Consider the following 26,867-nt stretch of genomic DNA (forward strand, 5'->3'; position numbering starts at 1 on the left):
GTCCGCCGCTCGCGAACGTGGTGCACGCCTCCGTCACCCGCGTGACCTGCGTGTCCGGTGCGATCGGGGAAGGTCGGTGGGGACCGGCGGCGGGTCGGGGACTTGGCCCCTGGCGTGTGCCGCGTAGGATTGGCACTCGGTTGGCGAGAGTGCTGGAGAGCGGACCGGAACCCGGGTGCAGGTCCCGGACGTTCTACCGGGGACGGAGGTGAGCGCGGTGAGCGAAGAACGCAGGCTCGATGTCTTGCGAGCGATCGTGGAGGACTATGTCCGGACACGGGAGCCCGTGGGGTCCCGCATACTCACCGAGCGCCACAAGCTCGGTGTGTCCCCGGCGACGGTGCGCAACGACATGGCGGCGCTCGAGGAGGCCGGGCTCATCGCCCAGCCGCACACCTCGGCCGGCCGTATCCCCACGGACAAGGGCTACCGCCTGTTCGTGGACCAGCTCGCCGAGGTGCGGCCGCTGACCGTGCCCCAGAAGCGCGCCATCGAGACCTTCCTGTCCGAGGCCGTCGACCTGGACGACGTCGTGGCTCGCGCCGGGCGGCTCATCGCCCAGCTGACGGGCCAGGTCGCCGTCGTGCAGTACCCGTCGCTGCGCCGTTCCGGGCTGCGGCACCTGGAGCTCGTGCCCACGGCCGAGGGGCGGCTCCTCGTCGTCGTCATCACCGACACGGGACGGGTGGAGCAGCGCTTCCTCGACGTGCCCGTCGGGATGGACGACGGGACGCTGGGCGAGCTGCGCGCCCGCTTCAACGCCGCAGCCGCGGGCCACCGGCTCACCGAGATCGGCCACGCCTTCGCGCGGGTCACCGAGGCGATGCCGGACGAGCACCGGGCGCTGGCCACGGCGGTGGCCGAGGTCGTGACGGCGGCGCTCGCCGAGGAGAGCGAGGAACGCATCGTGCTGACCGGCCAGGCCAACCTGGCGCGGACCGGCATGCGGTTCGAACAGGGCCTGCGTCCCGTGCTCGAGGCGCTCGAGGAGCAGGTGGTCCTGCTCGGTCTCCTCACCGACATGACCGACGACGCCGGGGTGGCCGTGAGCATCGGCCACGAGAACCGGCTGGCGGGCCTCTCGGAGACCTCCGTCGTGACGTCCGGCTACGGCTCGTCCGACGGAGACACCGTCGCGATCCTGAGCTCGATCGGCCCCACCCGTATGGACTATCCGGGCACCATCGCCGCGGTGCGCGCTGTCGCGCGCTACCTGTCGCGAGTGCTGCCCAGCTGACTACTCACCTCATCACGAAGAGAGACCTGTGACCGACTACTACGAGATCCTCGGTGTCCCGCGCGACGCCTCGCCCGAGCAGATCAAGAAGGCATACCGCAAGCTGGCCCGTGAGCTGCACCCCGACGTGGCCGGCGACGTGGGCGAGGACCGGTTCAAGGACGTCGCGCGCGCCTACGAGGTCCTGTCCAACCCGGACAAGCGCCAGCAGTACGACATGGGCGTGGACCCGACCTCGCCCGGTGGCGGCGCGGGCGGCGGGTTCGGTGCCGGGTTCGGTTTCCAGGACATCTTCGAGACCTTCTTCGGCGGCGGCCAGCCCACCGGTCCGGTGCCGCGCGCCCGGCGTGGCAACGACGCGCTCGTGCGGCTCGACCTCGAGCTCGCCGAGGCGGTCTTCGGCGCCAAGCGCGAGATCCAGGTCGACACGGCGGTGGTCTGCACCACCTGCAGCGGCGACGGCGCGCGGCCGGGTACCCACGCGCGCACCTGCGACGTCTGCCACGGGCGCGGCTCCGTGCAGCGCGTGGCCCGCTCGTTCCTCGGCCAGGTCATGACGAACCAGCCGTGCTCCGCCTGCGGTGGCTTCGGCACCGTGATCCCCGAGCCCTGCACCGACTGCTCCGGCGAGGGCCGCGTGCGCTCGCGCCGCACCGTCTCGGTGAACGTGCCCGCGGGTGTCGACACCGGCACGCGCATCAAGCTGACCGGGCAGGGCGAGGTGGGCCCCGGTGGCGGCCCCGCCGGCGACCTGTACGTCGAGATCCGGGAGCGCGCCCACGACACGTTCGTGCGGCGTGGCGACGAGCTGCACTGCACCCTCCAGGTGCCGATGACGGCGGCCGCCCTCGGCACCGTCCTCGAGCTCGACACGCTGGACGGCCTGCAGGAGATCGACCTGCGCCCCGGCACGCAGCCCGGCCAGGTCATGACCCTCAAGGGCCTCGGCGTGGGGCACCTCCACTCGACCGGTCGCGGCGACCTCAACGTGCACATCGAGGTCCACGTGCCGACGGCACTGGACGAGGAGCAGACGGCACTCCTGCAGCAGCTCGCGGTCCTGCGTGGCGAGGAGCGGCCCGAGTCGCGGCTCGCCTCCGTGCACGGCGGCGTGTTCTCCCGCCTGCGCGACAAGCTCAGCGGGCGTTGACCGCCCACCCATGAGCGCGCCGGTTTTTCTCGCGGAGGCGTCCACCGCCCATCCGCTGTCGGAGTACGCCACGGGCTCGGTCTACGTGCTCGACGGCGCGGAGGGCCGGCACGCCGGCGTGGTCCAGCGGCGCGGCCCGGGGGAGCGGCTCGACGTGGTCGACGGCGCCGGGGTGCGCCTGCGGACGGTCGTCGAGTCGGTGGACGGCGCCGAGGTGCGCCTGCGGGTCGAGGAGGTGGTCGTCGAGCCGGAGCCCACCGTCGTCGTGACGCTCGTCCAGGCCCTCGCCAAGGGCGACCGCGACGAGATGGCCATCGAGGCCGCGACCGAGGTCGGCGCGGACGCGATCATCCCCTGGCAGGCGGAACGGTCCGTCGTCGTCTGGCGCGGGGACCGGGCGGCGAAGTCGCGGGCCCGCTGGGTCAGCACCGTGCGGGCCGCGACCAAGCAGGCCCGCCGCTGCCGCCTGCCCGACGTCGAGGTGCCGCTGAGCACCAAGCAGCTCGCCGCCCGGACCCGCGACGTGGTCGCCGCGGGCGGGACGGTCGCCGTGCTCCACGAGGAGGCGACGGCAGGCATCGCGACGGTGCCGCTGCCCGACGCCGGCGAGGTGCTCGTCGTCGTCGGACCGGAGGGCGGGATCTCCGAGGCCGAGGTCGCCCTGCTGACCGAGGCCGGCGCGGTCACCGCCCGGCTCGGGCCGCACGTGCTGCGCACGTCCACGGCCGGCCCGGTGGCGATAGCCCACCTGAGCGAACGCCTGGGCCGCTGGACCTGACCACCCGCCCACCTGACCACCCACCCTGCCGAGGTAGTCACGCAGCCAGATGACTACCTCGGCGGAGTGGGGCGTCAGGTGCGGACGACGAACTCCACGCGGCGGTTCTTCTCCAGGTCCGCGAAGGTCTTCGGGACGACCAGCGGGTCCGACTCGCCGTAGCCCTTCGCCGTCAGCCGGTCCTCGTCGACGCCGAGCTCCACCAGTCGGTCGAGCACCACGTCAGCCCGGCGCTCGCTGAGCTGCCGGTTGTCCGCCCGGGTCCCGCGCGAGTCGGTGTGCCCCTCGATGCGGACCTCGACCTCAGGGTGCTCCCCGAGCACCTCGGCGGCCTCCCGCACGACCCGGCGGCCGTCCTTGGTCAGGCGCGCGCTGTCCGTGACGAACGTGATGTTCGGGATCTCGACCAGGTCGTCCTGGGCCTTCTCCCGCTCCTCGCGCGTCGGGTTGCGCACCGGCTCGTCGTTCTCGGTCTCCTGACCGTCTGCACCTCCGGGCTGTGGCGATGACGACGGCGACGGTGAGGGCGCGGCGCTCACCTCGATGTCGTCCCCGCCGGGGGCAGCGCCCTCGGCGGTGTCGGCCCCCGCTTCACCCGCGTCCGCCGACGCCGGGCCGCCCGGCCCGAACGCCGTCGCCACGCGGACGCCGGTCACACCGCTCACGACGTCGGACGCGATCAGGGCGTCCGTGTCGGTCGGGGCGGTCACGTCGGCGTCCCGGCCGGTGATCTCGACGTCGACCTCGTCGAGGCCCGCCTCGGCGAGCGCGCTCAGCGCGCGCTCCGTCAGGTCCGCCTCGATCCGTTCGCGGAACCCCGTGTCCTGGACGCCCGACAGCGCGCCCAGCCCGAGGACCGCGACGATCACCGGGGGAAGGGCCGACCTCAGGTTCATGCCTTCGCCTCGGAAGCGGTGGGCTCGGTCCCGCCGTCGGCCGCCGCCACCTTCGCCTCGTCCGCGGCGATGGCCGAGGCCTTGGCGGAGGCGCCCTCGATCTCGTCGACGTCGGCGTAGTCGACATCCTTCCTGAACTTCGCCGCACGGTCCTGCCCGCCGACCAGGTAGTCCTGGAACTCCTGGAAGCCGTCCTCGTCGCCGTCCACGAGGTACCGCGCCTGGTCGGCCCAGCTCGCGGCAGCGGGCGCGAACTTGATGCCGCCGGTGGCGAGCGCCGCGCGCAGCTCCGCCTCGGACGCGCCGGCGATCTTGGCGTACGTCGTGTACCCGGCTGCCTGGAGCGTCGCCTCGATCTTGGGGCCGATGCCCTCGATACGGCGCAGGTCCTGAGGCTCGGGCTCGGGCTCGGGCTCAGCGGCGGCGGCCGCTGCGGCCGCCTGCTCGTCCTCCGCGAGGGCCTTGGCCCGGACGTCGGCGTCCGTGATCTCGTCGACGTCGGCGTAGTCGACGTTCTCGTGGAACTTCGCGCGCCGCTCCTGGCCCCCGACCAGGTAGTCCTGGTACTCGTCCAGGCCCTTCGGGTCGCTGTCCACCAGGTACTGGGCCTGGTCGGCCCAGCTGGCGGCCGACGGCGCGAACCTGATGCCCTGGCTCGCGACGGCCTTGCGCAGCTCGTCCTCGTTCGCGGCGGCGATGGAGGCGTACGTCGGGTAGCCGGCGGCCACCAGCGCGGAGGCGATCTTCGGACCGATGCCCTCGATCCGCTGCAGGTCGTCGGCCTGCAGGGTCGCGCCCTCTCCGGCCTCGGCCTCGGTGGCGCCCGCGTCGGCCTGGACCGCCGCGCTCGCCTCGGCGGCCCTGCGTGCGACGGCCTCGGCCTCGGCGACGACGTCGGCCTCGGTGAGGCCGTCGGGCGTGGCCTCGGCCTCGCCGGTGCCGGCGGACGAGGCGTCCGGCGTCTCGGCGCCGGCCTTCGCCCCGGCGTCGGTGGACGCGACCGCGAGGGTGGGAGCGGGCTCGGCGCCGGCCCTCTCCTCCTCGTCCTCCTCGGTGACGGCCTCGGCTGAATCGACCTCCGCTGCCTCGGCCTCAGCAGAATCGGCCTCGGCGCCCGACGCCGGAACAGCGACCGCAGCTGTGCTCGCAGCCTCCGCCGTCTCCGCCGAGTGCTTGTCCGTGGCGCGCCGGCCCCAGACGAGCCAGCCGATCCAGATGCCGATCGCGAGGCCGATCAGGGCCGCGATGATGATGAATGCGAGCGATTGGGCGATGAACCAACCCACGCGAACCTCCAGGTGACGACTGCTGTGTGTGGTGTGAGGGTGACGACGGGACCTGCGAGGAGGGCGGCGACAAAAGGTGTCGCAGCACGCCAATCTCCATCGAATGCCGCAAACTCTCCCACATCCCTTTCACCCGGGCATTTCCAGCCGTATAACGGTATGGAAAAACATCGAGGCATCCCGTGCGGTCGTCCCGGCGGCCTCCGGGAGTCGTCCGCCGGCCCCCGCCGGTAGCCTGCAGAGCATGACGAGTACCGACAGCCCTGACTGCCTCTTCTGCAAGATCGTGGCGGGGGACATCCCTGCGGACGTCGTGGCGTCGTCGGACACGGCGATCGCGTTCCGCGACATCGCGCCCAAGGCGCCCGTGCACGTGCTCGTGGTGCCGAAGGAGCACTACCCGGACGTGTCGGCGTTCGCCGCGACGGACACCGAGGGCCTGGCGGGCGTCATCGGGCTCGCGGACGGCGTCGCGAGCGAGCTCGCCGACGGCCAGTACCGCCTCATCTTCAACACCGGGCCCAAGGCCGGGCAGTCGGTCTTCCACGTGCACGCGCACCTGCTCGCGGGCGGGGAGCTCCCGGGCTTCGCCTGACGGGTCGGACACGTGCGCGAGGGAAGGGCGGGAAAGGCCGTGGCGTCGCCCCCGCCGGTCGATAGGATGGGGACCATCGTCATCCCTACCGCACAAAGGAGCGGATCGGCCCCGCGGGCCGGCTCATGACAACTTCGCCCAGCACACAGTCCCAGACCCGGATCGAGCACAAGATCGTCGTTCCGGCCCACATCCCGACGGTCGCGCTCCTCGGGAGCCGGGACTCGGTGCTGCGGGCCGTCGAAGAGGGCTTCCCCGGCGTCGACGTCCATGCCCGTGGCAACGAGATCGCAGTGAACGGACCGGCGGGCGACGTCGCCCTGGTCACGCAGCTGCTCGACGAGCTGATCGAGGTCGTCGAGGCGGGCACCCAGCTCACCCCCGAGGTCGTGAAGCGCTCGGTGGCGATGCTGAGCGACGCGTCGGCGTCGCGTCCGGCCGAGGTCCTCACGTTCAACATCCTGTCCAGCCGGGGCCGCACCATCCGGCCCAAGACGGTCGGGCAGAAGGTCTACGTGGACGCGATCGACACCAACACGATCACGTTCGGCATCGGCCCGGCCGGCACCGGCAAGACCTACCTCGCCATGGCCAAGGCCGTGCAGGCGCTCCAGGCCAAGCAGGTCAACCGGATCATCCTGACGCGCCCCGCCGTCGAGGCGGGGGAGCGGCTCGGCTTCCTGCCCGGCACGCTGTCCGAGAAGATCGACCCGTACCTGCGGCCGCTGTACGACGCGCTGCACGACATGGTCGATCCCGAGCAGGTGCCCAAGCTGATCGAGGCGGGCACCATCGAGGTGGCGCCCCTGGCCTATATGCGGGGCCGCTCCCTGAACGACTCCTTCATCGTCCTGGACGAGGCGCAGAACACCTCGACCGAGCAGATGAAGATGTTCCTGACCCGTCTCGGGTTCGGCTCCAAGATGGTGATCACCGGCGACGCCACGCAGGTCGACCTGCCGGGTGGCACCACGTCCGGCCTGCGCGTGGTCGAGGACATCCTGCTGGGCGTGGACGACGTGGAGTTCTGCCGCCTCACGTCCTCCGACGTCGTGCGGCACCGGCTCGTGAGCGACATCATCGACGCGTACGCACGGTGGGACGTCCTCACCGACGACCGTCGTCCGGGCCGTCAGCCGCAGGACTTCCGTCAGGGCGGCAACCAGGGGAGCAAGAGGCAGCGCCGGTGAGCACCGAGGTCAACAACGAGTCCGGGTTCGAGGTCGACGAGGCGGAGTTCGCCGCGCTCGGCCGGTTCGTCCTGGACGCCATGCGGGTCCACCCGCAGACAGAGCTGTCGATCATCTTCGTCGACACCACCGTCATGGCCGACCTGCACGTCCAGTGGATGGACGAGCCCGGCCCCACCGACGTCCTGTCCTTCCCGATGGACGAGCTGCGCCCCGGGCGCGACGGCGACGTCACCCCGCCCGGGACGCTCGGCGACATCGTGCTGTGCCCGGAGGTGGCCGTCACCCAGGCCAAGGCCGCCGGCCACTCCACCACCGAGGAGCTCCTGCTCCTGACGACGCACGGGATCCTGCACCTGCTCGGGTACGACCACGCCGAGCCCGAGGAGGAGAAGGAGATGTTCACGCTCCAGCGCAAGCTTCTCCTGACCTTCCTCGCGACTCGGTGACCGGCGTGATCGCTCTGCTCCTCACCCTGGTCATGCTCGTCGGCCTCTCCCTGGCCGGGATGCTCTCGGCCGGCGAGGCCGCTCTCCTGCGGGTCACCCGCGCCTCCCTCACGGAGGCGCTCGCGGAGGCCGAGCTCGGGCGGTCGCCCGACCCGGACCGCGCGTCCCGGATCCGGCGGGCCCAGGCGCTCGTCGTGGACCCGACGGCGATCGTCGCCTCCTTCGCGCTCGTGCGGGTCATGTCGGAGGTCGTCGCCATCGCGGCCGGGACCCTGCTCGTGCAGCAGACGATCCCGGGCGAGGGCGTGCCCGACGAGCTCCCCGTGATGCTCGTCGCGCTCGTCGTGGGCGTCGTCATCGGCGTGCTCTTCGTGCGGGTGTCGCCCCGCGCGCTCGGTTTCCGCAAGCCGGTGTCCGTACTGCTCGCCCTGGTGGGCCCGCTGACGGCGGTCTCGCGCGCGGTCGCGTGGCTGACCAGGTTCTCGGTGCCGCGGTACGACCCGTCGCCGCCCACGGAGGCCGAGCTGCGCGACATCGCCGACCGGGTCGGGGAGAGCCTCTCCGAGAGCAGTGCGTTCGAGGAGTCCGACCGCGAGCTCATCCGCTCGGTGATCGAGCTGGGCGGCACCATCACCCGTGAGGTCATGGTGCCCCGTACCGACATGGTGACCGTCACCGCCGACACCTCCCTCGACCGGGTGCTGCGTCTGTTCCTGCGCTCCGGCTTCTCGCGGGTGCCCGTGGTCGGCGAGTCGGTGGACGACATCGTCGGCGTCGCCTACCTCAAGGATGTCGTGGCCGCGTTGCACTGGCCCGTGGGCGACGGCGACAGCGGTGTGCGTGAGCCGTCGCAGCGCCCGGCCTCGGACGTGGCGCGCGACGCCGTCTTCGTGCCCGAGTCGAAGCCGATCGACGACCTCCTGCGCGAGATGCAGGCGTCGGCCAGCCACATCGCGCTCGTCGTCGACGAGTACGGTGGCGTGGCCGGGCTGGTGACCATCGAGGACCTCCTCGAGGAGGTGGTCGGTGAGCTCACCGACGAGCACGACACCGTGCCCGTCCAGGAGGTGGAGGATCTCGGCGGCGGCGTGCTCCGCGTCCCGGCCCGCCTCCCGGTGGACGAGCTCGGCGACCTGTTCGACCTGCGCCTGGACGACGACGACGTGGACACCGCCGGCGGCCTGCTCGCCAAGGTGCTGGGCAAGGTCCCGCTCGCGGGCTCGTCCGTCGAGGTGGGCGGCGTCCACCTCGAGGCGGAGCGGGTGGAGGGCCGGCGCAAGCAGATCTCGACGATACTCGTGCACCGTACGGAGCCGGCCGCCGAGCCGGACGACAGCAACGGTGGTCCCGATCAGCACGACCACCGTGATCAGAAGCGTGACCAGAAGGAAGTGACCTCGTGAGCGACCAGCCCGCAGTGCAACAGACCGCCATACACCGGAGCGGCTTCGCCTGCCTGGTGGGCCGACCCAATGCCGGCAAGTCCACCCTGACGAACGCGCTGGTGGGGCAGAAGGTCGCGATCATGTCGGCACGGCCGCAGACCACGCGGCACACGATCCGCGGCATCGTGCACCGCGAGGACGCCCAGCTCGTGCTGGTCGACACGCCGGGCCTGCACCGGCCGCGCACCCTGCTGGGGGAGCGGCTCAACGACCTGGTGCGGGACACGCTGTCCGAGGTGGACGTCATCGCGTTCTGCCTGCCCGCTGACCAGAAGGTGGGGCCCGGCGACCGCTACATCGCGGCGCAGCTGGCCGAGCTGATGAGCGGGCGCCGGAAGGTGCCCGTCGTCGCCGTCGTGACGAAGGCCGACCTCGTCTCGCGCGACGCCCTCATGCAGCACCTCGTCTCGGTGGACCAGCTCGCGCGGGCCGTGGACCGGGAGTGGGACGACATCGTCCCCGTCTCCGCGAAGGACGGGTACCAGGTGGAGGAGCTCGAGGCGGTGCTCATCTCGCACCTGCCCGAGGGCCCCGACCTGTACCCGGACGGCGAGCTGACCGACGAGCCGGAGGCCGTCATGGTGGCCGAGCTCGTGCGCGAGGCGGCCCTGGAGGGCGTGCGCGACGAGCTGCCGCACTCCCTCGCGGTGGTCGTGGACGAGATGGTTCCGCGCGAGGGCACCGGTGATCCCGAGAAGGGCAGGCCGCCGCTCCTGGACGTGCGGGTCAACCTGTTCGTGGAGCGCGACTCCCAGAAGGCGATCATCATCGGGCGCGGCGGCTCCCGGCTGCGGGCCGTGGGCACCGAGGCGCGCCAGGGCATCGAGAAGCTGCTCGGCCAGCGGATCTACCTCGACCTGCACGTCAAGGTGGCCAAGGACTGGCAGCGCGACCCGAAGCAGCTGCGCAAGCTGGGCTTCTAGTGTCCTGCGTCTGAGGTTCGCCGTGCACGTGGTACCGCGAGATCGGTCAGTTGCAGGTCACCGGGCGTAGCATCCGAAGGTGTTCTTCCGAACCGTCGCCACGTCTGCCGCGATCCTCGTCGCCCTGGCCCTGACCGGCGCCGTCGCCGGCCCGGTCTGGGAGCCGGAGCCCGTGACCACGCACCTGCACCTCGCCACCGAGTCGACGGCGATCGGCGGTGCCCCGCCGGACGGCGGAGCACCCGGTGACCACGAGGTGCGCGAGACCGAGGTGACGATCCCGCTCGCCGACGGGATCGAGGTGGGCGGGCTGCTCCGTGAGCCGGCCGACGCCGGCGAGGACCGCCCCGGGATCGTGTTCGTGCACGGCGCGGGCACCGGCAAGGCCGCGGACGCGTTCACGCTGGCCGCCACGGCGCTGGCGAGCGCGGGGATCACCACGCTGGTGCCGGACAAGCGGCTGGACAACTACTCCACACGGCACCGGGACTACGAGGAGATGGCGCGGGACTACTCCTGGTCGGTGCGCTTCCTCCGCGACGTCCCGGGCGTCGACCCGGACGACGTCGGGCTGTACGCCGAGTCGGAGGGCGCGTGGGTGTCGCCGGTGATGATGGTGGACGACCCTCGGCTCGCGTTCCAGATCCTGGTCTCCGCCCCCGTGGTGCCGCCACGGCAGCAGGCCGCGTACGCCGTCGACAACTACCTGCGGAACACCGACGTGCCGACCGGCGTCTTCCGCGCGATCCCGCGCGCCGTGGGGATGAAGCTGCCCGGCGGCGGGTTCGAGTACGCGGACTTCGACGTCCGCCCGTGGCTCGAGCGGCAGGAGGACCCGATCCTCGCGGTGTACGGCACCGACGACGCGTCGATGCCGCTCGAGCAGGGCACACGAGAGCTCCTGGACGACGCCGACGACGTCACCGTGCGGTTCTACGACCACGCGAACCACGGCATCAACGTCGAGACGCCCGAAGGGCTGGTGCTGCACCCCGACTTCGCGACCGACGTCGCCGACTGGGTGCTCGGGCTCCCCGGGACGGCCTCCGCCCCGCCCCAGCTCGCGGGCGCCCAGCCCGAGCAGCTCTACCTCACCGCACCGGTGCCGCAGCCGCACTGGTACGGCGACGGCGACTGGTTGGTCGGGGTCGTGATCGCCGCGGGCGCGCTGCTGATCGTGGGCCCGCTGCTCATCGGCGGTGCGGTGCTGGCGGGCCACCTCGCCGGACGTCGCTCCGGCCGCCCGGGCGCGCGCCTCGGGCTGGGCCTGCGTGCGCCGCTGGCCGGGCTGGGCGTCGGTGCCGCGGTCACGACGGTCGCGCTGGTCGCGTACCTCGCGGCCGTCGCGCGGCTCGCCCTCGACTACGAGAAGGACGCGCTGGTGGTGCAGGGCGGCTGGATCGGGGTCCGGCTCCTCGGCATCGCCACGGTCGTCGCGGCGGCGATCCTGCTCAACCGGCTCCGGGGCCTGCGAGGCGGCGTGGTGGTCACCGTCGCGACCGGCGCGTCCTCCCGGATCACCGTCCTCGAGAACGCCCGCGCCGCGACCGCCGTCGTCTCCACGGGCTTCTGGCTGACGGTGCTCGGGGCGACGGCACTGCTCGTGACCCTGGCGTACTGGGGCGTCTACCAGCTCGGCATCTGACCGGACAGCTCCAGTGCACCGCGTGCCGTCGGGAGCGGGACGACGACGTCGGGCACCGCGTCCGGGAGGACCAGGTGCCGCACCTGGTCCACGTGCGTGGTCGTCGCCAGCGCCGCGCTGTGGTTCGCCGGGGCCGGCACGTGCGTCAGGTAGGGCCGGGGGTAGGGGAGCCGGACCGCCGGGTCCCGGGTCAGGAGGGTCGGCCGCGGTCCGGTGACGTCGAGGTCGCGCAACGGGATCGTCAGGCCGTGCCCGGTCAGCTTGGTCGTCGCCTCCTTGCGCGTCCAGTACGCCAGCAGCGCGTCGGCTCGTTCGCGGGCCGGCAGGCGGCGCCAGGAACGCCGCTCCGCGGGTGTGAGCGCCGCGGCGGCCAGGTCGTCCAGGTCGCCGTCCGCCGGGCGCGCGTCGAGGTCCGCGCCGACCCGCCCGTCGCCGACCACGGCGACCAGCACCCAGGCCCGCGTGTGCGAGACCGAGTAGTCGAGGGCCGCACCCGGCACCTGCGGCCGCCCGTGCTGCGGGTCGCCGCAGCGCTCGCACGTCCGGTCCACGGTGATCTCGTCGGGCGCGACGCCGAGGTAGCGCGACAGGATCAGCCGCTGCGCGGCGCGTGACGTCAGGTGCACCTCCGTGGCCACCTGGTCGAGTCCCACGAGATGCTCGCGATCCGGTACGGTCAGCAGGCGCGTCCAGGCTTCCCGGCGTCGGACCGGAACGAGCCAGACGTCGCAGGTGCGGGGTGCCGGTGCGGCGTGCAGGTCCACTGCGTTCTCCTGTGACCTCGGCGTGCTGTCGGCTGCCGCCGACGGTGGTGTTCTACCCACGTCGAATGTGATGGACGTGCGCAGAAATGCAGGTGTGACCGGACTCGCCGTGGTTCGGCCTGACAGGCTCCCTCCCCAGCGGGTACAAACGTCGGGGACACCGCGCCGCCAGCCACACTTCCCCAGTCTCGACCAGCGGCGTTATCGAGGAGTGAACGGATGATGGACCAGCACGCTTCCGAGCGTGACGAGAGGGATTCGGCCGACCGCGCGCAGGACGCGAACGGCGCGCCGACCGAACGTCTCGACCACGAGTACGTCGCCACGATCTCGCCCGAGATCGGGTCCGGGCACGCGCCCGAGAGCTCCGATGACGTCAGCCCCTTCGCGAACATCGCGGTCGCCGACTACGTGCGGGACGCCATCGCCGCGCTCGCCCTGCTCGTGTCGCTCGCCCTGCCGTGGAACCTGGCCGACCGAGGGTCGGACCGCGTAGAGGTCGTCCTGGCCGTCGCCCTCTCCCTCGCCTCGCTGACCCTTCCCTACCTCGCGCGCTTCGGCGTGCTGCCCGCGACGTGGACCGTGCACTCCACCCGCCGGGCGCGCCTGCTCGCCGGGCTGCCGCTGGCCGTGATCGGCTTGCTGCACCTCATCTTCGACGTCCGTAGCGGTGCGGGCGTCGGCACGGGCCTGGGCCTCGCACTGGCAGGTGCGGCGCTCGCGGCCACCCCGCGCGACAGCGAGCTCGGGCCCATCGAGGAGGACGGTGCCGTCGTGCGCGCCTGGCGCCTCGGGCTCGCCGGCGTCGGCGTGCTGATCGCGGCGGGCGCCGTCACCTCCACCGCGCTCGCGGAGTTCTCCGCCGACGCGACGCTGGGCGACCGCCTGCTGGCGCCCGTGTGGCTCGCGCTGGTCGTCGGCCTGGTCTGGCTCCTGATCGGCGGGACCGTGCGGCACGACCGCCCCTCGCGGCTCGTGCTGGTCGCCGCGGGCCTCGTCCTCGCCCTGCTCTTCATCTTCACGTCCGGTGACTCGCTGACCGGCCTGGAGTCCATGCGCCCCGGTGTGACCGACCCGAGCCGGTTCGGCCTGGTGCTGCTGCCGCTCGCGGCGGCCATCGCCGGTGCGCCCGCCGTGCGGCGCGACCCCCAGGCCGAGGAGGACCTCAGCACCGAACGCGCCGCCGGTGTGTGGGTACGTGTCGCCCTGCGCGCGTTCGACGTCATCGTGCTGCTCGCCGTGTGCAGCGCGCTCGCCGCGCTGGTCCAGCTCATCGACCCCGGCTTCATCGGGTCCGGCGCCGGCGTGACGCTGGTCGTGCGGCTCGTGCTCGGCGTCGTCGTCGCCGGCATCGCCTGGTTCGCTCGCCGCTCCCTGCAGCGCGACCCCAGCACGGGGCACGTGCCGGCGGTCGGCGCGGCGTGCATCGCGGGCGTGCTCGGGATCGTCGTGGTCATCGCGACGTCCGGCGCGAGCCTCGGCGTGAACCTCGGCGACCTCCTGATGGCCCTGGGCCTGCCGGTGGTCGCGGCGTCCGCGCTGATGGTCCCCAAGGCCGTGCGCGAGCACTTCCAGACCGTCGGCATCGGTGGCGACACCGACGTCGACCGCAGCCAGGCCTACCTGTGGGCCCCGCCGCGACCCAAGGGTGACAAGGCCCCGCCGGCCACGCTCCCCGAGCAGCCCGTGCGCTCCACGCCCGAGCTGCGCCGGCCCGCCGAGCCGCGCCGGGTCAGCTCGACGGGTGCGGTGCGTACCGTCGCGGGTGCCGCAGCGTCCCAGCGCGGGGTGGTCCCCGTCCAGGCTCAGGCTGCCGAGCCCGCGTCGGGCGAGGTCCCGCTCAGCTCGATGCGTACCGTCGAGGACATGCCGGCAGCGGGCCCGCCCGCCGGCTCCACGAGCGAGACGGTCTCGATGCCCCCGGTGCGCTCGGGTGCGACGCCGGTGGCGTCCGTCCAGCCGGTCTCGCCCCAGCCGGTGTCGCCCCAGCCGGCGGCGCACGTCCAGCGGGTGGCCTCCGGACAGCAGACGGCGCGCATCCGGCCGGCGACCGGTCAGCAGGCCGCTCAGGCCGACGCCGGCGCCGCCGCGACGTCGGGCTACGGCGCCGAGTCCGGCCACACGGCCGTGATGCCGCCCGTGGGCGGCAGGTGGACCCCCGCGGTCGCGCTCGACCCGGCCACCCCGCTCGCGGACCTGGCGAAGATCGTGCAGGAGGCGCCGCACCTGCGTCCGCAGGTCGCCGCCAACCCGTCGACCTATCCCGCCCTGCTGGACTGGCTGGGCGCCCTCGGCGACCCGCAGGTCGACGCGGCGCTGCGCAGCCGCCGCTGACCGGACTCCCTGCCGCACCGGACCTCTGGCCGAGCCCGTCGAGACCCTTCGACGCGCTCGACCAGCGGTCTTGGTGTCGATCGCCGGGTGTCGAGACGCGGCTCGACAAGATCGACCGTCGCGGTACAGTGACAGCGTGCGCATGACGGTGATCCTTCTCCTTCCCTGCCGCGACGAGGCCTAGACAGGTCGGTCCCTCGTCGCGGAGGCTTGGTGTGCCGGCCAACCTCACCGAGCGAAGGACACATGATGGAGAACAGCATCACCGCCACCACCCCCGGCGGAGTTCACGACGTAGACGTGGCAGTGCACGGCGCAGCAGGCGGGATCATCGACGACAACCCGCAGCAGACGTCCGGCATGCCGATCCAGAAGTACCGCCCGTTCCACGAGCAGATCACCGTGGACATCCCCGACCGCACCTGGCCCGCCCAGCGCATCGAGAAGGCTCCGCGCTGGTGCGCGGTGGACCTGCGGGACGGCAACCAGGCCCTCATCGAACCGATGGACCCGGAGCGCAAGCTCCGCATGTTCGAGCTGCTGGTCTCGATGGGCTACAAGGAGATCGAGGTCGGGTTCCCCTCCGCGAGCCAGACCGACTACGACTTCGTCCGGAAGCTCATCGACGAGAACCGGATCCCCGATGACGTCGTGATCCAGGTCCTGACCCAGGCGCGGGCGCACCTGATCGAGCGCACCTACGAGGCGATCACCGGCGCCAAGCAGGCGATCGTGCACCTGTACAACTCGACGTCCGTGCTGCAGCGGGAGGTCGTGTTCCGGTCCGACCAGGACGGCATCGTCGGCATCGCGCTGGACGGTGCCAAGCTGTGCCGCAAGCTCGAGGAGACCATCCCGGACACGCGGATCTACTACGAGTACTCGCCCGAGTCGTACACCGGCACCGAGCTCGAGTTCGCCGCGCGCATCTGCAACGAGGTCATCGAGGTCTTCGAGCCGACGCCGGAGCGCAAGGTCATCATCAACCTGCCTGCGACCGTCGAGATGGCCACGCCCAACATCTACGCCGACTCGATCGAGTGGATGAGCCGGCACCTCAACCACCGCGAGAACGTCATCCTGTCGCTGCACCCGCACAACGACCGGGGTACCGCTGTCGCCGCCGCCGAGCTGGGCTACCTGGCCGGTGCCGACCGCATCGAGGGCTGCCTGTTCGGCAACGGTGAGCGCACCGGCAACGTCGACCTGGTGACCCTGGGCCTGAACCTGTTCTCCCAGGGCATCGACCCGCAGATCGACTTCCATGACATCGACGAGATCCGTCGGACCGTGGAGCACTGCAACCAGATGCCCGTCCACGAGCGGCACCCGTACGTGGGCGACCTCGTCTTCACCGCCTTCTCGGGCTCCCACCAGGACGCCATCAAGAAGGGCTTCGAGCACATGGCCGGGCGCGCGCAGGCCGCCGGGGTCACCGTCGACGACCTCGACTGGGGTGTGCCCTACCTGCCGATCGACCCGCGCGACGTCGGCCGCTCGTACGAGGCCGTGATCCGGGTCAACTCGCAGTCCGGCAAGGGTGGCGTGTCCTACCTGCTCAAGAGCGAGCACAACCTGGACCTGCCGCGCCGCCTGCAGATCGAGTTCTCCCACGCGGTGCAGAAGGTGACCGACGCCCAGGGCACCGAGGTGACCGGGGCCGATATCTGGCGCATCTTCACCGACGAGTACCTGCCCATCGAGGAGGGGGCGCCGTCCGGCCTGGAGCACTGGGGGCGGCTCACGCTGCGCGGCACCCGTGCCGTGTCGGCGGAGGGCGAGCAGGACACTCTCGAGGTGGACGTGCTGGACCGCGGCCAGGAGCTGACCCTGACCGGTACCGGCAACGGCCCCATCGACGCGTTCGTCAACGCGATCGCGCAGGTGGGCGTCGAGGTACGCGTGCTGGACTACACCGAGCACGCACTGTCCGAGGGGGGCGACGCCAGCGCGGCCGCCTACGTGGAGTGCGCGGTGGGTGACGACGTCCTGTGGGGTGTCGGCATCGACCCGTCGATCACGCTCTCGTCGCTCAAGGCGATCGTCTCGGCCGTCAACCGCGCGGAGCGCACGACCGCCTGACCCGCCGCCCTGTTGAGTGCTGGATATTCGCCCCTGAACCGGTCGGGAAAGGGCGAATATCCAGCACTCAACGGAGCTTGGTGTAGGTGGCTTTGAAGCCGTCGGCCTGTTCCGTGTAGGTCGTGCCGTCGCAGGTGTACTTCAGCTGCTGGGTCGGGGCGTTGGGCTGCCGGTCGGCGCTCTCCCCGGCGAGCGCGATCGTCACCTCGACGTCCCGGAAGTCCGATCCCGACGTCGTGAGGGTGCCGTCGTCCGTCGAGACGATGTACCTCGCGGTCCCGGTCCAGGTCTCCGTGAGCTCCCCGATCGAGGTCTCCGCGCGGGCCGGCTGGGCGTCGTCGTAGTGGACCAGCTGGGTCCCGTCCGCGAGGAACTCCGTCACGCGGCCGTCGAAGCCGGTGGCCTCGACCGTCTCGTCGAGGGCGTTGATGCGCATCTGGGTGGTCATGCTGTCCAGGCGCCACTCGCCCACGAGGCACTCGTCGATGGCCGCCGCCGACGGCTCGGCGGACGGATCCGCGGACGGCGACGCCGAGGTGTCGGCGCCCGCCTGGGGGCTGCCGGACGGCATGCCGAGCGTGACCGCGGTGGCGACCGCACCGATGACCAGCACGCTCGCGGCGGCGACGAGCCAGGTCACCGGCCGGGACAGTGCGCTCCGGCGTTGCGCCGGCTCGGCGGCGGGCTCGGCCTCCGGCTCCGCCGGGGACGCGGTGCGCTCCGCCTTGAGCACCGTGGCGTCGTCGTCCCGCAGCGCGGTCTGGTCGTCGTCCAGGGCGCCGACGGCGGGCCCCGGCGTGATCTTCGTGATCGCGGTCCGGACCCCTGCCGGGACCTCGTTGAGGAAGTCGAGCACCTCCTGCAGGTCCGGCCGGGCCTCGGGATCCTTGTCGAGGCACGCCCGGACGAGCGGGAGCAGCCAGGCGGGGCACGCGCTGAGGTCGGGCTCCTCGTGGACCACGCGGTAGTAGACGACGGTGGTGTCACCCTCGCCGAACGCGCGCTGGCCGGTGGCCGCGTAGAGCGCCACGGCGCCCAGCGCCCAGACGTCGGCGGCCGGTGTCGCGACGCTGCCGCGGATCTGCTCCGGCGCCATGAAGGAGGGCGTGCCGACCTTGAGCCCGGTGCGCGTCAGCGACGTCGAGTCCGATGCCTGCGCGATGCCGAAGTCGATGACGAACGGGCCGTCCTGGCCGATCAGGATGTTGGACGGCTTGAGGTCGCGGTGCACGATGCCGACCTGGTGCACGGCCCGCAGCGCCTCCGCCACGCCGGCCAGCACGCGGCGTACGTCGGGCTCCGGCAGCGGGCCCTGGGACCGCACGACGGCGGTGAGGGACGGCCCCTCGACGTACTCGACGGCCAGCCACGGCTGGGCGCCGTCCGGGTCGGCGTCGATCAGGGTGGCGAGACATCTGCCGCGCACCTTCATCGCTGCCGCGGCCTCTCGGCGGAACCGGGTGCGGAACTCCGGGTCCTGGACGAACTCCTTCAGGATGGCCTTGAGAGCAAGCTTCCGTCCGGTGCGTGTTTCTGCGAGGTACACCACTCCCATGCCGCCCGCGCCGATTCTTCCGAGAAGCTGATAACCGCCCAGCTCCTGCGGGTCGGACGACTCGAGCGGGTGGATCTGCGGGGCTGCCCCTGAGCCTGGCACGATCATGGGGGAAACATACCCGATGTCCTTGAATTCACCCGACGTATCAGTAAGGTGATTGCGCCTCTGTTCACAGAGCGCCAAAACCCAGACTTATCAGACCCAGACTTACCAGTTCCAGGGGGACACATGAAGAGGAAGTTCGTGAGCCGCGCGCTCCCGTCCGCGCTCGTCGCGGGTGGCCTGATCATCGCGGGTGCGACCTCCGCGACGGCGGCCGACGCGGGCGCGTCGAACGCCGAGCAGTCCACGGGCGGGCTCGGCGGCCTTCTCACGGGCACGGTCGACGCCGTCGCCGGCAAGGGCGGCGCGGTCGACAGCACGCTGAAGCAGGTGACCGAGACGGTCGGCCAGGTCACCAAGGAGGACGGTGCCGTCGACGACACCGTGCAGGGCGTCACGGGCGTCGTCGACTCGGTGGCCGGCAAGGACGGTGCGGTCGACGACGTGGTGAAGGGCGTGACGGGCGGTGCCGCGGCGTCGACCGGCAAGGCACCGGCCGACGAGGTGGTGGCCACGAAGGCGGCCCCGGCCTCGGCCAACTCCGGCGGTCCCGTCGAGGACGTGCTGAACGGCGTGTCCGGCGCGGTCAACGCGGTGGCCGGCGAGAACGGTGCCGTGGACGACGTCCTGGGCGCCGACGCACCCGAGCAGGGCGTGACCGACAACCTGCCCTCCGAGATCATCGAGGACATCGGCTCCATCGGCGAGAACGTCGGCAACGTCGACGTGCCGGGCACGATCGGCGCGGTCGCCGGCCCGGACGGCGTGGTGGACGACCTGCTGGAGAGCCCGACCTACACCAGCAACCCCGGCGGTGGCGACCCGGGTGACGGTGGCCCGGGTGACGGTGGCTCCGGCGACGGTGGCTCGGGTGACGACGGCGGTTCGGACGGCGGCTGGGGTGACGGCGGTTCGGGTGACGGCTCCGGCGACGGTGGCACGGTCCCGGTCGGCTACCCGGGCGGCGGTTCGGCTGCCGGTTGGGGTACGGGCGTCGACTCCGCGGCACCGATCCAGTCCGCCGGTGAGGCGCAGGCGCCGGGCGTGCTGGCGCAGACCGGTGGTCAGGTCGTCGGCGCGGCTGCCGCCGGCCTCGCCCTCACGGCGGCCGGCGCGGCCATGATCCGTGCGCGGCGCCGCATGCTCGAGGTCCAGGACTGACCCGAAGCACGTCCCGCGTGCCGGACGCCCAGGTCGCCTCGGCGGCCTGGGCGTCTGACGTGGGTGGCCCGTAGCCGGGTTAGCCTCCGGTCATGAGCTGGCCGGTCACCATCAACTTCCACCCCGACCGGCTGGTCGCCGACGAGAGCGAGACCCTGATCGAGCGCCTCGCGCACGACCGGGTCTGGCGTTCCCAGTTCGAGACGGGCACGAGCAACGGTGGCCTCACAGCGCACCCGGGCGGGGACCGATGGCGCTGGGAGCGGCGCATGTTCGACGGGCGGTACGACGACGGCCCGCCGCACGACCGTCCCCGCTACGGCGCGCTGAACCACCGGCGCCGGGCAGCGGGCGGCGCCGTCCGCTTCGGCTCCGCCCACCTGCGGCTCCGCCCGCACGTGCTGGCGCGCACCACCTTCTGCTACCCCGACTCCGTCCTGGAGCCCGAGCACTTCGCCGCCGTCGACCCGGCTCCACTGGTTGCCCTGGCCGATGCCGACGCGGCGGCCGGCGTGCACGACCTCCTCGACGACTACGTCGAGGCGCAGGTGCAGGGCACGGTGGTCCTGCCGGACGACGTCGCCGCGCTCGTCCTGGACCCTTGCTACCGCGGCGCCCCCGTGGCAGACGCCGCCCGCGGGCTCGGTGTGGCCGTCGAGTGGCACCACGGGTTCCGGCTGCACGTGGACGAGCTGGCGACACGGCAGGCGTTCCGCGGGCCGGGGATCGTGGCGGTGGCACGTGCGGTCGCCGTCGGGCACACGGAGGACGGATGGCTGGACGCGCGGGTGGTGGGGGAGGCGGTGTGCGCCGGTGAGCACGACCCGCAGGACCTGAAGAAGGTCTGGCACCACGTGGCCCGCTGGGGCTACGCCTGGTGACGCTTCCGGCCAGGGCCTACAGGGTGCGGTAGTACCCGGCCAGCGCCGGGTAGTAGCCGCCGAAGTCGATCGCCGCGGGATCGCCACCCGTCTCAGCGGCCACCAGCCGGTCCAGGTAGTACTCCCATCCGGGCCCGACGTTCTCGGCCATGGCGGGGTCGTCCATCGACTGGGCGAAGGTGAGCGTGGTGACGCCGTCCGTCTCGGCCAGGTCGAGCTTCAGGTGCCAGGTCGCGGGTGTGTCCTCGCCGTACGTCCCGCGCGAGGTGAGCTCAAGACGACGGGGAGCGTCGCACGCGTCGATCGCGTATTCCTCGGGTTCCACGTCGTCGCCCTCGTAGAGCATCTCGACATCGATCTTTCCCGTGGCCGGATCTCCGCTCCAGCGACCGATCCAGCGGGCCAGGCGGTCCGGCTCGGTGATCGCCGCCCACACGTCCTCGATCGGGGCGCGGAACGTGCGGGTGAGCGCGATGTACGTGCCGTCCGGGCGTCGCTCCTTGCGGCCGGTGGCCGTGATGTGGGTGCTCATGCTGTCTCCTCGTCGTTGTGCTCGCTCTCGAAGTGCTGAGCGCTCGGGGCCGCTCGGCGGTCCCGCCCCACGCGTCGTACCTCCAGCTCCAAGCCGTCGAACGCCTGCTCGGCGATCGGCGGCGCAGGGGCGGGCGGTGCCGGCGCGAGCTCGGCGAGGAGCGCGGACACCGGGGCGAGCCCGGCCCGGTCGAGCCGGTAGTGCCGCTCCCGGCCGACGTCGTCAGCCACCACGAGTCCCGCCGAGCCCAGGGCGCGCAGATGCTTGCTGATGGCGGGACGGCTGATGGGGTGGGCGGACGCCATGTCGACCACCCGGGCCGGACCGGCAGCCAGCCGCAGCAGCAGGTCCCGGCGGACCGGGTCGGCCAGTGCGGCGAAGACGTCCATGAAACCATTGGTAACCTGCCGGTTACCAATGTGTCAAGGCGCTGTGGCTGGTTCTCGCGACCTGCCAGGGTCCTTCGTGTGCTCGTTGCGGGCGCCGGACGGACGGGTGACGAGTACCCCCGCCAGGCTGACCGCGAACCCGACCACCGTGAGCAGGGGGAGGCGCTCGCCGAACATGGCCCAGGCCCACGCCGCGGAGACCGCCGGCGTCAGGTACAGCCAGGTGCTCACTGCCACCGGACCCCGCGTGCGCAGCACGTACAGGTACATGCCGTAGCCGCCCAGGAACGCCAGCCCTACCAGCCACACGACTGCCAGCCAGAACGACCGGTCGGCCGGGGGCGCCGCCTGTCCGCCCGCGAAGGCCACCACCGTGAAGAACGCCAGCGCGACGACACCCTGCACCGCCAGGGAGTCCAGCACGTCGTGCTCCTCGTCGGGCGCCGGCCACAGGTCGCCGAGCACGGCGGCGGCCGAGAGCGAGAGCATGCCCGCCAGCGCCCAGAGCGCTCCCTCGGAGCCCGTCCCCGCGACGGCGTCGGGTCCGACGGCGAGCGCCACCCCCACGAACCCGACGGCGAGGCCTGCTGCTTGGCGGCGTCCGCCCCGCTGCCCGAACCCGGACAGGACGACCGCGACCAGGGCGGGCTGCAGCGAGGCGAGCAGGGCGGCGGTCCCGGCCGGCAGCCCTGCCTCGACCGCGCGGAAGACACCGTAGAGGTAACCGGCCTGGCCGAGGATGCCGAGGACCGCCTCGCGCCGCAGGTAGCGCTGTCCGTAGCGGCGGCGCAGCACCAGGACGATCAGGAGCATCAGCGGTGCGGCGACGACGTAGCGCCACAGGAGCGTGGTGATGGCTGGGGCGACCGGTGCCGCGAAGGTGGCGCCGACGAAGCCGGAGCTCCACATCACCACGAGCAGCGCGGGGGCGAGGTGTCGGGGAAGGCTCGTTCGCATGACTGCGAGGCAACCACACAGGTCGGTATACTCGCAGTGCACCAGCGACCTCGGCCGGACGGGAAGGACCACCATGCCGCGACGTAGCCCCAACCCCCACACGCCGGCCGGCGAGAAGGTCCTCGCCACGGCGAGCGAGCTGTTCTACGAGCGAGGGATCCGCGGCGTCGGGGTCGATCTGATCGCCGACCAGGCGGGGGTCACGAAGAAGACGCTCTACGACCGGTTCGGGTCGAAGGACGCGCTGGTCGCCGCCTACCTGACGCGCCGGCACGAGCGTTGGGAGGAGTGGTTCAGTGAACGGCTCGCTGCGCGCGCCGCCGCGGGGGCCGCGCCGGGTGTCGACCGGGTGCTGGCCGCGCTGGAGCTCGCGGAGGAGTGGGCGGCGGAGAACGAGCGGGGCTGCGCGTTCGTGAACGCCCACGCGGAGATCGGCGGGAGCGGGCACCCCGGCAACGCGGTGATCCTGGCCGACAAGCTGTACATGCTCGGTGTGTTCACCGGCCTGCTGCGCGACGCCGGGAACCCTGCCGCGGAGGAGCTGGGTGCGCAGCTCCACCTGCTGTACGAGGGCGCGATCGTCGCGCACACGACCCGGGCGCAGCCGGACGCGTTCGCCACGGCCCGGGCGGCGGCGCGGGCCGTGCTCGCGCCGTCCGCCTGAGCGACCCACCCGCGCTGTCCCGCGCCGTCGGTGGCCCGGTGCATGACCGGGTGGGCGACCCGGTGGATACAGTCACCCCGTGCACCAGCAGACCATCCTCCAGCCCGGCAGCAACGTCCCTGACGCGGCCACCTACCTGCCGACCTCCGCCGGGACCGCCTACTGGGGCCGTCTGCCCTGCGGGGCGGACCGCGCGGTGCTGTCGGTGGACCCCGGGCAGGAGGTGGTGATCGACACCCTGTCCCACGAGGGCATCCTCGAGGACCAGGGCGGGGACCCGCTCGCGTACTTCGCGCAGCACGGCGTCGCCGGGGACGCCGTGCTGGCCGACGCCGTCGAGCTGGCCACCGCCCGCCGCTCCCTCCTGGGCGACCGCAGGCCGGGCCTGCCGGGTGTGGTCGGCGCGCACGGGGGCCATGTCGTGACCGGGCCGATCGAGGTCCGCGGCGCCCGGCCCGGCGACCTCCTCGCGATCCGGGTGCTGTCCACCGAGCCCCGCGTCCCCTACGGCGTCATCTCCAACCGGCACGGTCGCGGCGCGCTGCCGGACGAGTACCCGGCCCGTCGCGCGGCCGCCGTGAGCGTCTTCGCTGAGGTGGACTCCTGGGCCGACGGCGCAGGCCGCGGCAGCCTGCCGCTCTTCGAGGGGTCGGACCGGACCGTGCGCTTCGACCTGCACCCGTTCCTCGGCATCATGGGCGTCGCCGCGGCGGGGGACGAGCGACCGCACTCGGTGCCGCCCGGTCCGTTCGGCGGCAACATCGACATCAACCTCCTGGGCGCCGGGTCCACGCTCTACCTCCCGGTGCAGGTCGCGGGTGCGCTCGCCTACGTGGGCGACCCGCACTTCGCGCAGGGCGACGGCGAGGTGGCGCTCACCGCCTTCGAGGCGTCGCTGCGGGCGGGGCTGCGGTTCGACGTCATCCCGGCGTCGGACGCCGTCGCGACGTTCGGGAGGCTGGTCGGGCCGCTCGCCGAGACCGCCGAGTTCCTGGTCCCGACCGGCCTCGACCGCGACCTCGACGTCGCCGTGCAGAACTGCGTGAGGGCCGCGATCGCGCTGCTGGAGGTCCGGTACGGGATGTCGCCGGCACACGCCTACGCGTACCTGTCGGCAGCGACGGACTTCGACATCTCGCAGGTGGTGGACGTGGTCAAGGGCGTGCACGCGAGGATTCGCAAGGCCGACTTCGCCGCACCGGGATAACCGGCGCCCGCTTGCTGTCGGTCGGCGGTCCCTGCCCGGGCGGGCTGGCAGCATGTGCGGATGACCTTCGACCCCAGCGTCTGGCGTGTCCGACCCGAGCCCGGCCCGCTGACGGCGCCGACCGGCTCCGGCGTGCTCGACGGAGAGACCGTGGCCGTCAAGGACCTGTTCGCCGTCGCCGGGCAGCGGGTCGGCGCGGGAAACCCGGCCTGGCTCGCGGGGGCGGCCGTCGCCGAGGAGCACGCCGTCGCGGTCGCGCGGCTGCTGGACGCCGGGGCCGCGCTCGCCGGGATCGCGCGGACCGAGGAGTTCGCCTACTCGCTGACCGGCGCGAACGCCCACTACGGCACCCCGCCCAACCCGCGGGCAGCCGGGCGCATCAGCGGCGGTTCGACGTCGGGCCCGGCGACGGCGGTGACCGCCGGCCAGGCCGGCATCGCTCTCGGGACCGACACCGGCGGCTCGATCCGGGTGCCCGCCGCCTATCAGGGGCTGTGGGGCATCCGCCCGACGTACGGCGCGGTGCCGGCCGGCGGGCTGCTGCCGCTCGCGCCCTCGTTCGACGCGGTCGGCTGGCTCACCCGCGACGCCGCGACGCTGGTCCGGGTGGGTGACGTGCTCCTCCCGGCCGACTCGGCCGCACTGCCGGACCCGACACCCCTCGTGCTGAGCGACGCCCTGCTCGCCCTGGCCGCGCCCGAGGTGCGCTCCGCCGTCGGGCGCCTCGGGCGGGACGCCGGGGCCGAACCGGTCGACTGGGTGCCCGAGCCGACATGGCTCGCGGCCTTCCAGACCCTCCAGGCCGCTGAGGCCTGGGCGGTGCACGGGACGTGGCTCACCGGCCGGATGGACACGCTCGGACCGGCGGTACGCGGGCGGTTCGAGCGGGCGCGCGCCGTCGGTGCGGCGGACGCGGAGGCGGCGCGGGCCGCCGTCGACCAGGCCAGGGAGCAGATCCGGGAGCGGCTGGGGGAGCGGGTGCTCGTGCTGCCGTCGACGGCGACCGTCGCACCCCGACCCGAGGAGGCCGAGGCGGCGCGCGAGGCGACCATGCTGCTGACGTGCCTCGCGGGGATCGGCGGGCTGCCGGCGGTGTCGGTGCCGGTCACCACCGCGTCCGGACTCCCCGCGGGCGCGTCCCTCGTGGGGCCGGCCGGCTCGGACCGGGCACTGCTGGAGCTGGCTGCAACGACCAGCGTGCGAGTGGTCCCGAACGGCGTGACGGTGGAGAACACGGCATGACATGGACGGGAGAAGCATCATGGCCCACTCCACAGCACCTCGGATCGCCCGCGGCCCCCACCAGTGGCTCGCCCTCATCGTCGGGGTCGTCTACCTGCTGGTCGGCGCCGTCGGTTTCGCGGTGACCGGCTTCAGCGGCTTCATGGAGCACGACCACACCCAGACCCTCCTGGGCTTCGCCATCAACCCGCTGCACAACATCGTGCACCTGGTGATCGGAATCCTGGGTGTCTGCCTCTGGCCCACGTCCGGCGGCGCCCGCACCTTCGGCGTGCTCCTGCTGATCGGCTACGGCGCCGCCTTCGTCTACGGGCTGTTCGCCGTCGACAACCCGGACATCAACTACCTGAACATCAACGAGGCCGACAACTGGCTCCACCTCGGCAGCGCCGTGGTCGGCCTGCTGATCGCGGTATGGCCCCACCGTCGGCACGTGGTGGAGCAGCCCGGCACCTCGGAGACCCTGCCGCGCGACGTGAGGTGAGCGCGCGACACCTGGCCGGGCGGGCACCGGTGCACCAGCGCCAACGCCCGCCCGGCCGCTAGCCTGCCCGGATGACGCGCATCGCTGTCCTCTCCGACGTCCACGGCAACACCCCGGCGCTCGCGGCGGTCCTGGCCGCCATCGACGCCGAGGGGGCCGACCTCGTGCTGAACCTGGGCGACATCGTCTCCGGCGCCGTCGACCCCCGCGGCACCCTGGACCTGCTCGCGACCCGGCCGGACATCGTCACCGTCCGCGGCAACCACGAGCGGCAGGTGCTGGCACGACCGTCCGACGAGCTGGGCGGCGTCGACCGGATCGCCGCCGGCGTCCTGACCGAGGCTGACCGCGCGTGGCTCGGCTCGCTCCCGCTCACCGCCGAGCCGGTCCCCGGGGTGCTGGCCTTCCACGCGGTGCCCGACCATGACGCCACCTACCTCACCCAGACCGTCGTCGGGCCGACGGCGGAGCACCCGGACGGCGTGCGCGAGGCGGCCGCCGACGAGCTCGTCGAGCGTCTGGGGGCCGCCTACGGCGCGCACGCCCTGTACCTGTGCGGGCACACGCACCAGGCCCGGACCCGGCGGCTCCCGGACGGGTCGCTGCTGGTCAACCCTGGCAGCGTGGGCTGGCCCGCCTACGCCGACGACGCCCCGCGCCCGCACCGGGTCGAGGTCGGAGCGCCGGAGGCCCGGTACGCGATCGTGTCGGACACGGCGGACGGCTGGGCGGCCCGGCTCCTCGCCGTCCCGTACGACCACGAGGCGGCCGCTGCCTCGGCGGAGCGGCTGGGCCGCCCGGACATCGCCCACATGCTGCGGACGGGCCGGCTGGCCTGACGGCCGAGACCTGTCCGAGACGAAGACCGGGCCAGGTTTTACGCGTCTGAAACGCATGTCTCACCGCGGACGACACT

Annotated in this window: 25 protein-coding genes; 18 read left to right on the plus strand and 7 right to left on the minus strand. The window is 72.7% G+C overall.

Going from position 1 to position 26,867, the window contains the following annotated elements; all coding sequences use genetic code 11:
- Window positions 1-217 precede the first annotated feature (217 nt).
- Genes hrcA through LUM46_RS06620 form a run of 3 tightly spaced genes read left to right on the plus strand, consistent with a single transcriptional unit; the run spans window position 218 to window position 3,165 of the window.
- Window positions 218-1,237, plus strand: coding sequence for a heat-inducible transcriptional repressor HrcA (gene hrcA, locus LUM46_RS06610; RefSeq protein ID WP_274992981.1), 1,020 nt, complete (start codon window positions 218-220; stop codon window positions 1,235-1,237).
- A gap of 28 nt (window positions 1,238-1,265) precedes the next feature.
- Window positions 1,266-2,387, plus strand: coding sequence for a molecular chaperone DnaJ (dnaJ, locus tag LUM46_RS06615; RefSeq protein ID WP_274992982.1), 1,122 nt, complete (start codon window positions 1,266-1,268; stop codon window positions 2,385-2,387).
- Window positions 2,388-2,397: 10 nt separating this feature from the next.
- Window positions 2,398-3,165, plus strand: a complete 768-nt coding sequence (locus tag LUM46_RS06620) for a 16S rRNA (uracil(1498)-N(3))-methyltransferase (protein ID WP_274992983.1) — start codon at window positions 2,398-2,400, stop codon at window positions 3,163-3,165.
- Window positions 3,166-3,239: 74 nt separating this feature from the next.
- Here the strand turns inward: LUM46_RS06620 and LUM46_RS06625 are convergent, their stop codons facing one another.
- Window positions 3,240-4,061, minus strand: a complete 822-nt coding sequence (locus tag LUM46_RS06625) for an OmpA family protein (protein ID WP_274992984.1) — start codon at window positions 4,059-4,061, stop codon at window positions 3,240-3,242.
- Window positions 4,058-5,347: a helix-hairpin-helix domain-containing protein gene (locus tag LUM46_RS06630; RefSeq protein ID WP_274992985.1), complete on the minus strand. Its 1,290-nt coding sequence runs from the start codon at window positions 5,345-5,347 to the stop codon at window positions 4,058-4,060. The genes LUM46_RS06625 and LUM46_RS06630 overlap by 4 nt, the downstream gene beginning before the upstream one ends.
- A 244-nt stretch (window positions 5,348-5,591) precedes the next feature.
- Here LUM46_RS06630 and LUM46_RS06635 point away from each other — a divergent pair, with 244 nt between their 5' ends.
- The 6 genes from LUM46_RS06635 to LUM46_RS06660 all read left to right on the plus strand — a co-directional run bounded on the left by LUM46_RS06635 (window position 5,592) and on the right by LUM46_RS06660 (window position 11,594).
- A complete protein-coding gene (locus LUM46_RS06635) occupies window positions 5,592-5,942 on the plus strand; it encodes a histidine triad nucleotide-binding protein (protein ID WP_274992986.1) in 351 nt (116 codons plus the stop codon).
- 125 nt (window positions 5,943-6,067) lie between these two features.
- Window positions 6,068-7,132 carry a PhoH family protein gene (locus LUM46_RS06640; protein WP_274992987.1) on the plus strand — a complete coding sequence of 355 codons (1,065 nt, stop codon included), beginning with the start codon at window positions 6,068-6,070 and terminating at the stop codon, window positions 7,130-7,132.
- A complete protein-coding gene (gene ybeY / locus LUM46_RS06645) occupies window positions 7,129-7,581 on the plus strand; it encodes an rRNA maturation RNase YbeY (protein WP_274992988.1) in 453 nt (150 codons plus the stop codon). The genes LUM46_RS06640 and ybeY overlap by 4 nt, the downstream gene beginning before the upstream one ends.
- 5 nt (window positions 7,582-7,586) lie before the next feature.
- A complete protein-coding gene (locus LUM46_RS06650; RefSeq protein ID WP_274992989.1) occupies window positions 7,587-8,984 on the plus strand; it encodes a hemolysin family protein in 1,398 nt (465 codons plus the stop codon).
- Entirely contained in the window at window positions 8,981-9,949 is a 969-nt protein-coding gene (era, locus tag LUM46_RS06655; RefSeq protein ID WP_274992990.1) for a GTPase Era, read from the plus strand. Before LUM46_RS06650 ends, era begins: the two co-directional genes overlap by 4 nt.
- 79 nt (window positions 9,950-10,028) lie before the next feature.
- A complete protein-coding gene (locus LUM46_RS06660) occupies window positions 10,029-11,594 on the plus strand; it encodes an alpha/beta hydrolase family protein (protein WP_274992991.1) in 1,566 nt (521 codons plus the stop codon).
- Here the strand turns inward: LUM46_RS06660 and LUM46_RS06665 are convergent.
- Window positions 11,576-12,358 (minus strand): 4'-phosphopantetheinyl transferase family protein, encoded by a 783-nt coding sequence (locus LUM46_RS06665; RefSeq protein WP_274992992.1) that lies wholly within the window; start codon window positions 12,356-12,358, stop codon window positions 11,576-11,578. The genes LUM46_RS06660 and LUM46_RS06665 overlap by 19 nt on opposite strands.
- A gap of 219 nt (window positions 12,359-12,577) precedes the next feature.
- Between LUM46_RS06665 and LUM46_RS06670 the strand changes: the two genes are divergently transcribed.
- Together LUM46_RS06670 and leuA are read left to right on the plus strand one after the other, a co-directional pair.
- Window positions 12,578-14,692: a DUF7937 domain-containing protein gene (locus LUM46_RS06670; protein WP_274992993.1), complete on the plus strand. Its 2,115-nt coding sequence runs from the start codon at window positions 12,578-12,580 to the stop codon at window positions 14,690-14,692.
- A 360-nt stretch (window positions 14,693-15,052) separates the two neighbouring features.
- On the plus strand, window positions 15,053-16,774 hold the full coding sequence (leuA, locus tag LUM46_RS06675; RefSeq protein ID WP_274993087.1) for a 2-isopropylmalate synthase: 1,722 nt from the start codon (window positions 15,053-15,055) through the stop codon (window positions 16,772-16,774).
- Between the two features lie 67 nt (window positions 16,775-16,841).
- Here leuA and LUM46_RS06680 read toward each other — a convergent pair whose 3' ends face one another.
- Window positions 16,842-18,437, minus strand: a complete 1,596-nt coding sequence (locus LUM46_RS06680; protein ID WP_274992994.1) for a serine/threonine-protein kinase — start codon at window positions 18,435-18,437, stop codon at window positions 16,842-16,844.
- Window positions 18,438-18,560: 123 nt separating this feature from the next.
- Here LUM46_RS06680 and LUM46_RS06685 point away from each other — a divergent pair, with 123 nt between their 5' ends.
- Together LUM46_RS06685 and LUM46_RS06690 are read left to right on the plus strand one after the other, a co-directional pair.
- Window positions 18,561-19,595: a hypothetical protein gene (locus tag LUM46_RS06685; protein ID WP_274992995.1), complete on the plus strand. Its 1,035-nt coding sequence runs from the start codon at window positions 18,561-18,563 to the stop codon at window positions 19,593-19,595.
- Window positions 19,596-19,687: 92 nt separating this feature from the next.
- On the plus strand, window positions 19,688-20,476 hold the full coding sequence (locus LUM46_RS06690) for a DUF3626 domain-containing protein (protein WP_274992996.1): 789 nt from the start codon (window positions 19,688-19,690) through the stop codon (window positions 20,474-20,476).
- Window positions 20,477-20,492: 16 nt separating this feature from the next.
- Here LUM46_RS06690 and LUM46_RS06695 read toward each other — a convergent pair whose 3' ends face one another.
- The 3 genes from LUM46_RS06695 to LUM46_RS06705 are packed head-to-tail and all read right to left on the minus strand — an operon-like array spanning window position 20,493 to window position 22,354.
- Window positions 20,493-21,008: an SRPBCC family protein gene (locus LUM46_RS06695; protein WP_274992997.1), complete on the minus strand. Its 516-nt coding sequence runs from the start codon at window positions 21,006-21,008 to the stop codon at window positions 20,493-20,495.
- The gene (locus LUM46_RS06700) at window positions 21,005-21,397 is read right to left on the minus strand and encodes an ArsR/SmtB family transcription factor (RefSeq protein ID WP_274992998.1); all 393 of its coding nucleotides are present in this window, start codon (window positions 21,395-21,397) and stop codon (window positions 21,005-21,007) included. The genes LUM46_RS06695 and LUM46_RS06700 overlap by 4 nt, the downstream gene beginning before the upstream one ends.
- A gap of 33 nt (window positions 21,398-21,430) precedes the next feature.
- The gene (locus LUM46_RS06705) at window positions 21,431-22,354 is read right to left on the minus strand and encodes a DMT family transporter (protein WP_274992999.1); all 924 of its coding nucleotides are present in this window, start codon (window positions 22,352-22,354) and stop codon (window positions 21,431-21,433) included.
- Window positions 22,355-22,427: 73 nt separating this feature from the next.
- On the opposite strand from LUM46_RS06705, the gene LUM46_RS06710 reads away from it, so the two are divergent.
- The 5 genes from LUM46_RS06710 to LUM46_RS06730 all read left to right on the plus strand — a co-directional run bounded on the left by LUM46_RS06710 (window position 22,428) and on the right by LUM46_RS06730 (window position 26,790).
- Window positions 22,428-23,018 (plus strand): TetR/AcrR family transcriptional regulator, encoded by a 591-nt coding sequence (locus tag LUM46_RS06710; RefSeq protein ID WP_274993000.1) that lies wholly within the window; start codon window positions 22,428-22,430, stop codon window positions 23,016-23,018.
- 79 nt (window positions 23,019-23,097) lie between these two features.
- Window positions 23,098-24,225: an acetamidase/formamidase family protein gene (locus LUM46_RS06715; RefSeq protein WP_274993001.1), complete on the plus strand. Its 1,128-nt coding sequence runs from the start codon at window positions 23,098-23,100 to the stop codon at window positions 24,223-24,225.
- Between the two features lie 60 nt (window positions 24,226-24,285).
- Window positions 24,286-25,467, plus strand: coding sequence for an amidase family protein (locus LUM46_RS06720; protein ID WP_274993002.1), 1,182 nt, complete (start codon window positions 24,286-24,288; stop codon window positions 25,465-25,467).
- 19 nt (window positions 25,468-25,486) lie between these two features.
- On the plus strand, window positions 25,487-25,951 hold the full coding sequence (locus tag LUM46_RS06725; protein WP_274993003.1) for a DUF4383 domain-containing protein: 465 nt from the start codon (window positions 25,487-25,489) through the stop codon (window positions 25,949-25,951).
- 71 nt (window positions 25,952-26,022) lie between these two features.
- Window positions 26,023-26,790: a metallophosphoesterase family protein gene (locus tag LUM46_RS06730; protein ID WP_274993004.1), complete on the plus strand. Its 768-nt coding sequence runs from the start codon at window positions 26,023-26,025 to the stop codon at window positions 26,788-26,790.
- Window positions 26,791-26,867: the final 77 nt, after the last annotated feature.

Source organism: Promicromonospora iranensis (genome assembly GCF_028994805.1).
GTDB classification, from domain to species: domain Bacteria; phylum Actinomycetota; class Actinomycetes; order Actinomycetales; family Cellulomonadaceae; genus Promicromonospora; species Promicromonospora iranensis.

Excerpts from the sequence above, each read along its gene's own strand:
- LUM46_RS06635 (WP_274992986.1), top strand. The coding sequence starts at position 5,592 with ATGACGAGTACCGACAGCCCTGACTGCCTCTTCTGCAAGATCGTGGCG.
- LUM46_RS06620 (WP_274992983.1), top strand. The coding sequence starts at position 2,398 with ATGAGCGCGCCGGTTTTTCTCGCGGAGGCGTCCACCGCCCATCCGCTG.
- LUM46_RS06625 (WP_274992984.1), bottom strand. The coding sequence starts at position 4,061 with ATGAACCTGAGGTCGGCCCTTCCCCCGGTGATCGTCGCGGTCCTCGGG.
- LUM46_RS06720 (WP_274993002.1), top strand. The coding sequence starts at position 24,286 with ATGACCTTCGACCCCAGCGTCTGGCGTGTCCGACCCGAGCCCGGCCCG.
- LUM46_RS06670 (WP_274992993.1), top strand. The coding sequence starts at position 12,578 with ATGATGGACCAGCACGCTTCCGAGCGTGACGAGAGGGATTCGGCCGAC.
- LUM46_RS06700 (WP_274992998.1), bottom strand. The coding sequence starts at position 21,397 with ATGGACGTCTTCGCCGCACTGGCCGACCCGGTCCGCCGGGACCTGCTG.
- LUM46_RS06690 (WP_274992996.1), top strand. The coding sequence starts at position 19,688 with ATGAGCTGGCCGGTCACCATCAACTTCCACCCCGACCGGCTGGTCGCC.
- LUM46_RS06680 (WP_274992994.1), bottom strand. The coding sequence starts at position 18,437 with ATGATCGTGCCAGGCTCAGGGGCAGCCCCGCAGATCCACCCGCTCGAG.
- LUM46_RS06705 (WP_274992999.1), bottom strand. The coding sequence starts at position 22,354 with ATGCGAACGAGCCTTCCCCGACACCTCGCCCCCGCGCTGCTCGTGGTG.
- LUM46_RS06725 (WP_274993003.1), top strand. The coding sequence starts at position 25,487 with ATGGCCCACTCCACAGCACCTCGGATCGCCCGCGGCCCCCACCAGTGG.
- LUM46_RS06730 (WP_274993004.1), top strand. The coding sequence starts at position 26,023 with ATGACGCGCATCGCTGTCCTCTCCGACGTCCACGGCAACACCCCGGCG.
- LUM46_RS06695 (WP_274992997.1), bottom strand. The coding sequence starts at position 21,008 with ATGAGCACCCACATCACGGCCACCGGCCGCAAGGAGCGACGCCCGGAC.
- LUM46_RS06640 (WP_274992987.1), top strand. The coding sequence starts at position 6,068 with ATGACAACTTCGCCCAGCACACAGTCCCAGACCCGGATCGAGCACAAG.
- LUM46_RS06685 (WP_274992995.1), top strand. The coding sequence starts at position 18,561 with ATGAAGAGGAAGTTCGTGAGCCGCGCGCTCCCGTCCGCGCTCGTCGCG.
- LUM46_RS06710 (WP_274993000.1), top strand. The coding sequence starts at position 22,428 with ATGCCGCGACGTAGCCCCAACCCCCACACGCCGGCCGGCGAGAAGGTC.
- leuA (WP_274993087.1), top strand. The coding sequence starts at position 15,053 with ATGCCGATCCAGAAGTACCGCCCGTTCCACGAGCAGATCACCGTGGAC.